The sequence below is a fragment of the SAR324 cluster bacterium genome (genome assembly GCA_029245725.1).
Lineage (GTDB): Bacteria > SAR324 > SAR324 > SAR324 > NAC60-12 > JCVI-SCAAA005.
The window spans coordinates 1-13,108 of the sequence record JAQWOT010000227.1 but is presented as its reverse complement, the minus strand read 5'-3'; the positions used below and the strand labels follow the sequence as shown (position 1 = coordinate 13,108).

General features: G+C 46.3%; 11 protein-coding genes. 8 read left to right on the top strand and 3 right to left on the bottom strand.

Features of this window, described 5'->3' with window-relative positions:
* Window positions 1-498 (top strand): S41 family peptidase (locus tag P8O70_12705; GenBank protein ID MDG2197718.1); only part of this gene is annotated, 498 nt, incomplete at its 5' end.
* A 22-nt stretch (window positions 499-520) separates the two neighbouring features.
* Here the strand turns inward: P8O70_12705 and P8O70_12700 are convergent.
* The gene (locus tag P8O70_12700; protein ID MDG2197717.1) at window positions 521-2,917 is read right to left on the bottom strand and encodes a penicillin acylase family protein; all 2,397 of its coding nucleotides are present in this window, start codon (window positions 2,915-2,917) and stop codon (window positions 521-523) included.
* Window positions 2,918-3,154: 237 nt separating this feature from the next.
* On the opposite strand from P8O70_12700, the gene rpsD reads away from it, so the two are divergent.
* From rpsD to P8O70_12675, 5 genes are all read left to right on the top strand, one after another.
* Window positions 3,155-3,766: a 30S ribosomal protein S4 gene (gene rpsD, locus P8O70_12695; GenBank protein MDG2197716.1), complete on the top strand. Its 612-nt coding sequence runs from the start codon at window positions 3,155-3,157 to the stop codon at window positions 3,764-3,766.
* Between the two features lie 71 nt (window positions 3,767-3,837).
* Window positions 3,838-6,459: an alanine--tRNA ligase gene (gene alaS, locus P8O70_12690; protein ID MDG2197715.1), complete on the top strand. Its 2,622-nt coding sequence runs from the start codon at window positions 3,838-3,840 to the stop codon at window positions 6,457-6,459.
* Window positions 6,460-6,470: 11 nt separating this feature from the next.
* Complete coding sequence (locus P8O70_12685) at window positions 6,471-7,772, top strand: ABC transporter permease (protein ID MDG2197714.1); 1,302 nt, start codon at window positions 6,471-6,473, stop codon at window positions 7,770-7,772.
* Window positions 7,773-7,793: 21 nt separating this feature from the next.
* Window positions 7,794-9,149 carry a glutamate-cysteine ligase family protein gene (locus P8O70_12680; GenBank protein MDG2197713.1) on the top strand — a complete coding sequence of 452 codons (1,356 nt, stop codon included), beginning with the start codon at window positions 7,794-7,796 and terminating at the stop codon, window positions 9,147-9,149.
* A 3-nt stretch (window positions 9,150-9,152) separates the two neighbouring features.
* The gene (locus P8O70_12675) at window positions 9,153-10,496 is read left to right on the top strand and encodes a glutathione synthase (GenBank protein MDG2197712.1); all 1,344 of its coding nucleotides are present in this window, start codon (window positions 9,153-9,155) and stop codon (window positions 10,494-10,496) included.
* A gap of 82 nt (window positions 10,497-10,578) precedes the next feature.
* Here the strand turns inward: P8O70_12675 and P8O70_12670 are convergent, their stop codons facing one another.
* A complete protein-coding gene (locus P8O70_12670) occupies window positions 10,579-10,821 on the bottom strand; it encodes a hypothetical protein (protein MDG2197711.1) in 243 nt (80 codons plus the stop codon).
* Window positions 10,818-11,093: an SDR family NAD(P)-dependent oxidoreductase gene (locus P8O70_12665; GenBank protein ID MDG2197710.1), complete on the bottom strand. Its 276-nt coding sequence runs from the start codon at window positions 11,091-11,093 to the stop codon at window positions 10,818-10,820. Before P8O70_12665 ends, P8O70_12670 begins: the two co-directional genes overlap by 4 nt.
* A 258-nt stretch (window positions 11,094-11,351) precedes the next feature.
* Here P8O70_12665 and P8O70_12660 point away from each other — a divergent pair, with 258 nt between their 5' ends.
* A complete protein-coding gene (locus P8O70_12660) occupies window positions 11,352-12,278 on the top strand; it encodes a metalloregulator ArsR/SmtB family transcription factor (GenBank protein MDG2197709.1) in 927 nt (308 codons plus the stop codon).
* A gap of 42 nt (window positions 12,279-12,320) precedes the next feature.
* The coding region (locus P8O70_12655; protein MDG2197708.1) for a Gfo/Idh/MocA family oxidoreductase at window positions 12,321-13,108 on the top strand (788 nt) is incomplete at its 3' end.

The window sequence follows — 13,108 nt, the reverse complement described above, 5'->3', positions numbered from 1 at the left end:
AAAGAAAGATATGGTGATGAATATTACTATTTTGATGAATATTTTGGACCTTGGTGGCCGGGTAATATAGAAAACGGAAGTTCTGAAAGAGTAGTTGTACTTATTGATGAGCATTCTGCCTCTGCTTCAGAAGTTACTGCTGCCGCCCTGAAAGATCATTCAGTTGCAACCTTCATTGGGAATGTATCTTATGGGAAGGGTGTTGGTCAGTATGTATTAACTCTTCTGGACCAAAGCTCTGTATGGGTGACTGCAATGGAACTTTTTGCACCGTATGGTTCAAGTTGGCATCAACAAGGAATAACACCTGACTACTTGTACAATGTGGCACCACCAAGTTCACCAGATAATGATGCTGCACTGCAGGCAGCTATTCAATTTTTGGATCACGGTACAATTCCAGTTGGAGAAAATAGTTCTGGTCTTTCTAGGACAATGAGAAGAAAAGTGCCTTACACTCTTCCGTGGGAGGGTGGTACTTTAAATAATTTACACTGAGTTAAAAGTGATCAACTAAATTCTACTTCATTGGGAGGAGTTGCCATTGATGAAGCTGATTAGCTCGAATTTCTCTGTAGTCAATTAAAAGAGGATGTGACTCGCCTCTGGAATACAAGGGAGCTTGATTAGCAAAAAATGGTGAAAGCGGGTGCATGGATTGTCCTGTGGGGAGCACAGAGGAGGAGCGATTGAGATCTGAAAAATCAATGACTTGACGGATAGAAGCTCCGTGCTTGACGTTCCAGACAGGTGGGTTTGAAGAAGCTCTACGGAGGGTGCTCCTGTAACCAGGTGCTGGAAAAGGCCCCACACTGAACCAGCGACCAAGACCGGGTATCCAGCCGAAAGGATGTTTCATCTGAAGGGTTTGAATTTTACCCCACTTCCAAGCTTGCCAATCGTTTCCATGAGAAGCAGAAAGCTTTGTAATGGCTTGCTCCATGGCAGACAAGACAACCTCATTTAAAGTTTCCTTATTAGAAGTGCTGATGTCATCCACCCATGTTTGTGCAAGACCATTGAGGATTTGACGGACCAGCGCCTGGCTAGCATAACCCCGGTAGTCCTCACTCAGTTCCTCTCCAAGTTCATCCTTGAAAAGAATTTCATGAAATTCCCATTCCCATTGTGCAACGAGGGATGCCGCTACGCTTTCTGTGGCAAAACAGCCATCCCAATTTTTGAGTAAGAAAGAAACGGGTACTCCTTGAATAGGTTCCATCGAATCCAAATGATCCCAAGCTTCTTTAATTAACCTGGCAAGTGGGTAACAAGTATCGTTTTGAAATCTTTGCATGGCTTGTGGAGAGAGGAAGCCAGAACCTTGAAGAAGTTGCTCCATTCTTCGCATCCGCTCACCGGGGGCAAAGTAACCTTTGACGTTACCCATCCCAGGTTCTTCAAGTGAATTATTCGCAGAACCCACCCATCCCTTAGCTGGGTTGTAGGAGAATGGTAATTCCAAGGTTCTCCGCAGCCCCAACCAATTAGCTGAGCCATCATGACCGGGGAGGATTCTTTGTCCAGTTAGCTGGCGAATTGGCAGGCTAGCAGCGGGGTGAAGACCAATATTGCCCTGCTTGTCTGCATATACAAAGTTCTGTTGAAGGCCCCCAAAATAGGAGAGAGCCAACCGGAATTCGTTCCAGTTGCTTGCTTGATTCAATTTAAAGAAGCCTTCAATCTCGCTGCTGGCTTTGTCCACCAGCAATGTCCAGCGAAAACTCAGTATTTCGTTTTGGAAACCTTCTAAATCGTTGGGGCGAAAAAAATCATTGATAATTGGCCCATGAGGAGTCTCTCTCAGTAAAAATGTCTCCTCAGACCAGCGACCCTTCAAGCGCTCTTCAAGTGTAGTCAGGGGTTGCCATTCACCATTGATTTGAACAAACCTGCCATCAGGACTCAGTATCTCTGAGAAGTAATCTCCAGCATCTGCATGCAGGCTCGTCATTCCCCAAGCGATTTTTGTGTTATGACCTGATACCAGGAAAGGCAGCCCGGGAACCATGGAACCTGCAATTTCCATCTCCGGTGTCTGCACATGCGCTTCGTAAAAGAAATTTGGAATACCAAGACCGAGGTGGGGATCATGTGCCAGCAAGGCTGCTTGGGTTACTGTATGTTTGGGGGCAATAACCCAATTGTTGCTATGGCCCATGCCCATGAAGGGCTCTAGCCATGTCAGGAGCTCTGTAATCTCATCTTTTGGAAGTGAAAATTGATGACCAATCTTAAGAGGTGAGGACAAAACAGCTGGAGATCCTCCATGATAATTAGGGAAGAGTTCTCTTAGCTTCTCTTCACCTACTTTTCGCGCGAGCTTTTCAGCAAGTAAATCTTCTCGCATAGCAAGGTGGAGTTGCAGAGCCATCACACCCACCATTCCCACGAGATCATCTTTGACAAAGGGTTCAATCTCATAACCAGACAGTTGGAGTAATTCCAACTCTATTGGTAAAACTGATTGCCGCTTCAAGAACAGATTTACCCCAGCATAGTATGCTGTAAAGGCCTGTTTTGCTTCAGGGCTGGCCAAATCAAGCATACGTTGCCCAACCTGATGTAGTTGAAATCCACGCATTAGTAGGTCGATTCTTTTCACAGGTTCCCAAAGTCCCAAAACTTCCGAAAGTCTCCCTTGGCCCAGGAGTTTGAACCAGACCAGCTGGGGTAAGCGATCCTGAGCGACAGTGAACCCTAGAGCAAACCAGGCATCATTTAAATGAGAGGCTTGGATGTGTGGGACTCCCCACTGATCCCGGAGGATTGTGACCTCAGCTTGAAGCTGTGGGTTTCGTAAAAGACCATCGTAGTCAGGTTTTGAACGCCAAACGATACTCACACCCCAACTCAAGACCGAAATCAGTAAGATGCTGCTCACAAGCACCAATCCCAGAAGGCATTTGAATATCATTCTCCATACTTTCCAACTCGGTTTAACTCCTCTCTGCTGTCCTTGATGTCGCATTAGTTCATTGACTTCATTTGAAAAATTGAATATTTTAAATGGTTTCGTGCATTTATCACGAATAGCGGAAGGGCCCGAAAATACTTTGGGATGGCATCCCGCGTTCGCCTACAGCACGATCTTAATCCTGAACTAGAATTTTCCTAAAGTCCGTTAGATGCCATCTGAAAGAAAGCGAAATCAATGACAGTTAAGACCAAGACTCTCCGCAAACACTGCCGTGCACTCGGTGTCAATCTAATTGGTACACCTAGCGCAGCACTCACTCTTCAACGCCGACCGAATAGACCCGGACAGCACGGCGCAGGCCGACGTGCCAAGCTATCGCCATTTGCCATGCAGTTGATGGAAACCCAAAAGTTGAAGCATTACTACGGTGTAACAGCGAAACAACTGAAACGATATTACGATCGTGCCTCCAAATCAAAGGAGCAAACCAACGTATTCATGGTTCAATTGTTGGAACGAAGATTGGACAACATGGTTTATCGTATGGGCTTCTCGCCGACGCTCAGAGCTGCACGTCAAATGGTCGTCCATCGCCATATTCTGGTCAATGGCAAAAATGTCAATAAGCCTTCCTTAGAGATACGTGTTGGTGATGAAATCACTATGCGTGACCGCAGCAAGGGAATTGAGAAATACAAAGAGTGGTTCGAACTCTCAGAACAGCAGCTTGGCTACATCGAAAGAGATGGATCCAAGATGACTGGGAAACTCCTTCAGATCCCAGCTCGAGAAGAAATTCCAATCCAGGTGGAAGATCACCTAGTTGTCGAATATATGGCTCTGTAAGCCTTGCATCCCAGCCATCCCCGCTGCCCCGTGGGGATTTCCTTCCCAGATTCTGATTCCAGGAGTCTCTCGTGAAGACATCCCAGCAGATCCGTCAGGAATTCATCAGCTTCTTTGAAGAGCGTCAGCATCGATTTGTGCGCAGTTCTCCAGTTGTTCCGAATGATGACCCAACATTGCTTTTTGCCAATGCGGGTATGAACCAATTCAAGGACGTCTTTCTGGGTTCCGGAACGCGTGATTACAATCGTGCAGCTAATTCACAAAAGTGCATCCGGGCAAGTGGAAAACACAATGACTTGGAAGATGTGGGCCGGGACAACTACCACCACACATTCTTCGAGATGTTGGGGAATTGGTCCTTTGGAGATTACTTCAAGGAGGAAGGAATTCGCTGGGCTTGGGAACTCTTGACAGAGGTGTGGGGGCTGGACAAAACTCGGCTGCACGCCACGGTTTTTGGTGGAGATGAGCATGATGGCTTACCTCCTGATGAAGAAGCAGCTGAACTATGGAGAAGATGCACAGATATCAATTGGGACAATATCCATTTCTTTGGCAAGAAAGAGAACTTCTGGGAAATGGGGGATACGGGTCCATGTGGTCCCTGCAGTGAGATTCACATTGATATGACGGAAGATCGCACTGGGGCTCTGTTGGTCAATGCTGATGATGCTCGGGTAATAGAAATTTGGAACCTCGTTTTCATTCAATTCAACAGGGGTAATGATAGCAAGCTGTCTCCTTTGCCTGCCAAAGGTGTAGATACTGGGATGGGGCTGGAGAGAGTTTGCCGGGTGCTACAAGGTGTTAATTCCAATTACAGCACAGATCTTTTCACTCCTCTCCTCCAGTCCATTTCTGAAATTACCGGAACAAAAGATGCTGAAGGAGAGACAGGTGTCGCCTACCGAGTGATTGCAGATCATCTTAGATCCTTGAGCTTCGCAATTGCTGATGGTGCCATTCCCTCCAATGAAGGTCGTGGGTATGTGTTACGCCGGATGCTGCGCCGGGCAACTCGCTTCGGTAGAGTGCTTGGTATGGAAAACCCGTTCATTCACAAGTTGGTGTCTACCCTGGCTGAGGTAATGGGGGACGCATTCCCTGAGATACGCCAGCAGCAAGACCATATTTCCCGAGTAATCGAAGCAGAGGAAGCAAGCTTCGGTAATACCCTTGATAGAGGCTTGGAAATCTTTGAACAGATGGTGGCTCAGTCAGCAACGATTTCTCAGAAAAAGCTTAGTGGTGAGGACGCATTTAAGCTTTACGACACCTACGGCTTTCCAGTAGATTTGACTCGGTTGATTTGTGAGGAACGTCAACTTGAGTTGGACGAAGCAGGTTTCGAAGTATGTATGGAAGCCCAACGCACCAAAGCTCGGGAATCTGCTCGTTTTCAGACTGCTCAAATCGAGTGGCAAGAATTGGAAGTTGGACCGCATTCTCGATTCATAGGGTACAATTCCTACAATGCAGAAACCTGGATTCGGCGCTTTGCACAGAACGAATCGGGTAAATGGTTGTTTACTTTAGACACAACACCCTTTTATGCTGAGTCTGGAGGACAGGTCGCGGATCAAGGGACGATACAGCAGGGTCAACGCACTTGGAGTGTGATGGATGTTCGCAAAGAAGGAGATTTGATCATTCATGTTTGTGAAGGTAGTAAACAGCCAAAGCCTGAGCCAGTCATCGCCAGGATAGATGTGGATAAACGCAAGGCAACGACCAGGAATCACACAGGCACCCATATGCTTCATGCGGCCTTGAAGCAAATCATTGGTCAGCATGTCAACCAGGCAGGTTCGATCGTTCATCCAGATTATCTGCGATTTGATTTCACTCACTCAGAGCGATTAAGCAGCGATCAAGTCGAAGAAATCGAACGTCTTGTGAATCGGAAGATCCGTGAAAACATTGATCTGAAAGTCTTTGAAACTGGGTATCGTCAGGCGGTGGATAGTGGAGTCACAGCTCTTTTTGGTGAAAAGTATGGAGATACCGTCCGGGTTGTCCAATTAGATGAATTCTCGTCCGAACTATGTGGAGGATGTCATACTTCAGCTACCGGGGAGATTGGTTCCTTCCGCATTGTTTCTGAAGGTGCTATTGCATCTGGGGTCCGCAGAATTGTTGCCGTCACTGGTGAAAGTGCAGAAGAAGTCAGTCGAGATGAGGGGAAAGCAGTTCAGGAATTGAAGCACTTGCTCAACGTACAGACTGAGAGTATTGGGCCACAGGTCGCCAATTTGATGGAAGAGAAAAAAAAGCTTGAGAAGGAACTTCAACTACTAAAAAAACAATCAGCCGCGGAATCCGCCCAAGATTTGATTTCCAATGCTCGGCTGGTTGCAGGAGTACCCCTCCTGGCAATGAAGGTGGAGGCTACCTCCATGGATGAGTTGCGTTCTTTGGGGGATAGCTTGCGGAAGGAGTTGGAAGGAATAGCCCTTCTGGGAGCGGAGCTTGACGGCAAAACTACTCTCTTGTGTGTGGTAGCTGACTCTATTCTTATTCGAGGAGCGAAGGCGGCTGAGATTGTGAACCGGGTTGCAGCTCTTGCAGATGGCCGTGGTGGGGGTAAGCCTCACTTGGCACAGGCAGGCATTAAGTCACCCGAAAAACTTCCCCACGCTTTGGCGCAAGCTGCCGATCAAATTGAGAACTACCTTCAAAATTTAAACTGAGCTTAGGTAGCGTGAAACCTCTGCCTTATGAGTGGTTCATCGGGAAACGCTACCTCTTTTCCCCTCGTAAAGACAGATCTGTCTCTGTAATTACTTGGATTTCAGTTTGTGGAGTGGCCCTTGGGGTAATTGCCCTGATTGTAGCAACTTCCCTAATGAACGGATTTAGAGATAATCTCCGACAAGCAATCACAGGATCACTTCCTCATGTGACCCTTTTCTCTTGGGCAGATCGGATGACGGAGTATCCAGAACTCCAACCTCAAATACTTAAGCATCCTGAAGTCAAAGCCACGGCTCCGTATATTTTCAAGCAAGCTCTGCTGACGGGGACAAGGCGACCAAAAGGTGCTTTATTAAGAGGCATTGATCCTGCCAAAGAAACCCAAGTCACCAATTTGGGCCTTTTCCTCAGACAAGAACGATATTCTCCTAGCCCCCCGACGAATGAAGAACAGCAGACAATCTCTGATGAAATATTAGCTCGTCTGTCACATCTCAGCGCCAAAAAAGATGGCCTGAAAGATGGAATCATTCTTGGTTCAAACCTTGCGCAACAACTAGGGGTTCAGCTTGGAGATACTGTCCAACTCGTTTCTTCTGAACAGAGAATGACCCCCGTGGGAGATGTTCCGAGAATCAAGAAATTGATGGTGATAGGCTTCTTCGAGTCTGGAATCGCGGGTTATGATGAGGTTCTTGCCTTCATGGACTATCGACTCGTCCAGAAAGTCTATCGAATGCAGAATGATGTGACAGGCCTAGGAGTCCGCTTGAGGGATCCGGAAACTGCCCAGGAAGTTGCGGATGAGTTGCGCGCAGAATTCACGGACTTTGCTGTCAGCAGTTGGGTCGATGAGAACAAGAGTATTTTTCAGGTGATGCAGCTTGAAAAAATTGGACTCTTCGTGATTCTGACATTGATTGTCGTAGTAGCGGCCTTCAACATAATTAGCTCGCTGATCATGCTGGTTCTTGAAAAATCACGAGAAATTGCGATTCTCAAAGCAGTGGGTGCTACAGAACAAAGCGTGCGAAAAATCTTTATGCTGCAGGGCGTAGTCATTGGTTTGATCGGTACTTGTTCAGGAGTTGGCTTGGGATTAACAATTTGCTGGGCCTTGGCGACTTTTGATTTTATCGACATTCCGCCTGGCGTTTATCCTGGAGGAGACAAAATCCCTGTCTTGATTAACTGGACTGATGTGCTAATAACGACGGTTTCCTCATTCTTGATCTGTTTTTTGGTGACGATTTACCCATCGACTAAAGCTGCTCGGCTTCAGCCGGCAGATTCCCTACGATACGAATAAACCAATACTTGCCGAGAAATTATGGAGCTTGCGGAACTCCGTAACCAATTTTTGGATTTCCTCCAACAGCGATGCTGTGGCACACGCCAAGAGAAGATGGGGCTGGAGTATGAAACTTTTGTGGCGCTACCATCCGATGAGGGAAAATGGAAGTCATTGCCAATCAGTGGGGATGTTAGTATTTGGACGCTCCTGCTCAAAATGGCGCAATTGAGTAGCCAGGGACCACAACCTTGGGAACTACATTACGAAGGTGAACTTCTTTTGGGTTTGTTGCATTCCAGTGGTCAGAATATTTCGATTGAACCGGGCGGTCAGGTCGAACTATCTGATTCTCCCAGAAGGGATTTGAGCGAGGTGGCCCAAGCAGTCAATGTTCATATTCAACAACTCACACATGCGCTCAGCGATTGGGGAGGATTACCCTTTTTTTTAGGGGCTCATCCTTATCTAAGTCCAGATGATCTGCCTCTGCTGGACAAGAAACGTTATCGAATCATGTACTCCACCATGAGGGAGGTGGATACCCATGGTCAATGGATGATGAAAGCGACAAGTGGTGTTCAGGTTAGCCTTGATTATCAGTCACTGGAGGATCTGGAGCGGAAGTTTGTGATTCTCAACAGGCTTACGCCATTCTTAACGGCAATTTTTGCAAACAGCCCAATTGTCGAGGGAGAACCAAGTGGATATCGCTCCTATCGTGGAAGAATTTGGCAAAATACTGATCCCTACCGAACTGGTTTACCTCTTAGTTTCCTGAGTAAGAAATTCAGCTTGGTGGACTACATTGAGTGGGCTTTGGATGTCCGTCCTTATCACCTCTACCGTGATGGAGAAGTGGTTCAGCCTGGTCCCTACACCTTCCGACAATTGATGAAGAAGGAAACACCACTTGAGATGAATCAGGAAGACTGGCTAACTCATCTGGGTATGCTCTTCCCTGAGGTGCGGATCAAGCGAATTATGGAGTTGCGCTGTATGGACACGCAACAGCCTCAGGATGTGATAGCAGTTCCAGCATTGCTGCAAGCTCTGACCTACAATGAGACCGTACTGACAGAATTAGAGGGTTTCTTAATGGACATCCCAGCTGAACTATTTCCTGAGCTTCGAAAAACTGCTTGCAAGGATGGACTGACTGGTGAGGTTGGACCGGTAAGATTCAACAAGTTGGCAATTAAGATTATGGAATCTGCCCTATCCCACATGGATTCTGTAAATCAAGCGAATTGGCTGGAACCATTTTTCGATCGTTATACGAAGCAGGGTCTTTCCCCAGCTGACTTGGTCATGGAACGTTACCACTCTGCTGATTCGTTTGATAGCTGGCTAACTCAAGAACTCTTTCTGCATAGTCAGAGCACGTTAAACTAATCTATGAATCCAGAGGAATTACAGAATATTATTGATCGTGCTCATTACTTCGGATTGCTTCAGAAAAATCTAGATGGACAACTCGTTCATGCTCCATTCTCACTGACGCCTTATCAGCTACCAACTTCCCTGATCTCGCAACTTCAAATACACACACAGTGGTCAAGCCTGCTTTTTTGGAAGGTTGCTCAAAATTCTGATTTTATGCGAGAAAGTCTAGAACCTACTGCAAAAGTAGACGAGTTTGTAGGATTCCTACTCTCCTTGATACCGAAGGAAAAACGACAGGACCAACAGCTCCTAATCAATCGAAATGATTTTCTCATCGAAAGAAAAGAAAATGGAGAGCTTCAGCCCCTTCAAGTCGAATTCAATACAATCTCAGCGAGTTTTGCTCATCTCTCGGAGAGGGTCACAACTCTTCATCAGCAACTTCAGCAAGAACATATCCTGAAAGCAGCTCCTCTCCCTCATGATGCCATCGCTGGCTTTGCAAGTGGAATCAAAGAGACAATTGAGAATCTTGGTTGGCAGGATGCAGCCTTATTGATGTTGGTTCAGCCTAAAGAGAGAAACTGGTTTGATCAGATGGGGTTTTTTGCTGCACTGAGTAAACGTGGTGTGAAGGTCGTTCGGGCGACATTGGCAGAAGTCCATGAGAAAGGAAAACTCAAGAATGGAGATCTCTGGGTTGGTCCACAACGAATTGGGGTTGTTTACTTTAGAGCTGGATATGCACCGAGTGATCTTCCTGATGAGGAGAGCCGTTCAGCCAGAAAAATGTTGGAAGCCTCCTCTGCAGTCTTGGTTCCGGAAGCCTCAATGCAACTCGCTGGTACCAAGAAAATTCAACAATTATTAGCTGGTTCAGGCATCTTGAGTGAATTTGTTCCCAAGTCCGTTGCGGATCAATTAAAGGCTTATTTTGCAATGATGTTTGGCTTAGATGAAGAGGTAGATGGTAGAACAGCTAGAGAATTTCTGGCAGAAAAAGCAGAGCAATACGTCCTCAAACCTCAACGAGAAGGAGGTGGCAACAATGTCTATGGAGCTGAAATTAGGAACTTTTTGACTTCTTTATCTAAGAGTGAAGACAAGGCTTGGGTTGCGATGAAACGCATTGAAGCAGAGACGGCCGAAAATCTACTTGTGTTTCAGGAACAGGCTCAGTCTCACCAAAGTATCAGTGAACTTGGAATCTTTGGATTGCTGCGAGCACAATCAGGTGATCTAAGGATCAATATGCCAGTGGGACATTTGGTTCGAACAAAGGCCTCCAATGTCAATGAGGGTGGGGTTGTAGGGGGTTATGCATGCCTCAACAGCCTAATCTCAACGGAGAATTAATCTGAAGTGCCTTCACTGAGTTTCGACCATACTTCCCAAAAGAATCATTGAGATGATTGTCCTCTTCTTTTTACGCTTTGCATCAATTGGCCAGCAATCCATTAAGATAATCAGCGGGGACTGATTCTATTGGAAAATGTTCCAATTTGGTTGAGCCTGCCGTTGATAATAATCCTTTGCCTGCCCACATTCCTTCATAACCCTCTCTTGCCAACCTGTCAGCAGTCATTACGAGCGGACCTTCAAAAAAAGGAATCATTTCTATACCAGCTCTATTACCAAATTCTGTTGCGGTTGGTCCTGGACATAGAACGGAGACTGTCACTCCAGTGCTTCTGAATCGTGGAGGACATAGGCTTTTGAAGTAGGATAAGCTGCCATGTTGGGAATTGGTTGAAAGGCAGCGGTACTGGCTACATTTAAAATACGGCCTCTTCCTTGCTCAAGCATCTTCGCTAAAAAGCGTTCTGTGTGGCCGGTAAGCGTGACAGTGGTCAATTGAAGCAATTCCTCGTCTTTTCCCTCAGGTAAATCCTGAACATTTCCAAAGTTACCAAAGCCTGCATTGTTGACTAGGTACTCTACTACCAAGCCCAAAAAACCTCAGTCCTCCGAAAAAGCTCGCTCGCAGCTTGAGGATGGGGCAAATCCATTGAAATCAATTCAATCGGTTGTTTTGAGAACTCCATCAAGTCATGCCTAACTTTTTCAAGCTCTTCCAGTTAGCGTGAGACTAGAATCAGTGGAATTTGATCTTTAGCAAAACATCTGGCGATTTCACGCCCGATTCCAGTTGGAGCTCCGGTAACCAGCGCATAGGATTGCATTTAAACTTTTTTTGCCTGAGGAAAATGAATGGAAAGGATTGCGCAATCGTTACGACTATTGGGTGATGAGACCCGATTAAGGCTGCTTAGATTGCTTTCTGAGCAGGCTTTGAATGTCAGTGAACTTACCCAGATCTTGGGCTTGGCTCAATCTGGTATTTCACGGCATTTAAGCCATTTGCGCAAGATGGGTGTGATTCAGGAACGCAAAGAAGGGGTGTGGTCCTATTATCAGTTGACTCCATTGATTGACCAAGAAGAGGATCTCAGACTCTTTGCTCAGTATTTACATCAACAGCTCGAAGAACTAGATGACCCACACCACGACCAAGTTCGGTTACAGGAAATTTTGCATCAACGCCGACTGGGAGGCCCCGGACTCAATGAGAAGCTATTAGAACCTGGGCAATCCTGGTCTGCCTGGTCCCGGTTGCTTGGACGTTTGCTTGGTACTCTTAAGCCTAATCTTCATATTGCAGACCTTGGTTGTGGAGATGGGACCCTGACGCTAGAACTTGCTAGATGTGCAGAAAAAGTAATCGGAGTGGATTTTGAAAGTGAACCGCTCCGAGTTGCTCGACAAAATTTGCTTTTATCCGGCCTCCAAAACGTAGAATGGATTCAGGAACCGTTGGAAGAATTGTCCCTCACCGATGAATCAGTAGATGTAGTGGTGTTTTCTCAGGCACTTCACCATCTGAAGAAACCGGAGGTCGGCTTGCAGCAAGCCCATCGCATTTGCCACAAAGGAGGTTGTTTACTGATAGCTGAATTGGAGAGTCATAACCAAGGGTGGGTGCGAGATAAGTTGCAGCATGCCTGGCAAGGCTTTTCAGCAGAGAATCTCCATAAAATGTTGAAGAAATCTGGTTGGCAACAGATCTATCTTGAATCCTTACCGCCAGCACGAGAAAGAATTTTTCAAGTTCTGCTAGGTACCGCTCAAAAGCAATAAGCTAAAAGCTCTTAATTAAAAAATACAGTGAGGGAGTCAGTTGTGAAGAAAGTTCGATACGCTGTGGTGGGCGCAGGTTGGATTTCTCAAGAAGCTTTCTTGCCAGGAGTTTGGCAGACGAAAAATTCGGTTGTCTCAGCAATTGTGACTGGCTCTGAGGATAAGGGGAGAAAACTTGCTGATTTCCATGAAGTACCTCATGTCTTCGGATATGCGCAGTATACAGAGATGTTAAATAAAGATATTTGTGATGCAGTTTATGTGGCGCTGCCCAACTCAATGCATGCCGAATATACAATTCAGGCAGCAAAGGCCGGTAAGCATATACTTGTAGAGAAGCCACTTGCTGTTTCTCTTCAAGCGGGAAAATCAATGATCGAAGCTGCCGAGGAGAATGCTGTTTATTTGATGACTGCCTATCGCTTGCACTCTGAACCTGGCACTGTGGAGGCACTGGAACGAATTCGCCAAGGACAGATTGGGGAGCCTCGCATTTTCAATTCGATCCTTTCCTTTCGGATTCAGCCAGAAAATCATCGACTGAAAAGCAGCCTCTGGGGTGGACCACTGCAGGATCTGGGAGTATATTGCATCAATGCGGCTCGCCATCTCTTCGAGGCAGAGCCTACAGAGGTTTGGGCATGCTGCAACGAAAGGACAGACAATCCACTTTTTAATGAGGTGGAAGAATCCATTGCAGCAACAATCATTTTCCCAGGAGGGCAAATCGCTGAGTTTGTAGCGAGTTTTGGGGCAGATACTTGTGACAGTTATACTGTCGTGGGAACAGTAGGAAGTCTAACAATGGATCCTGCCTACCGTTTTGAAAG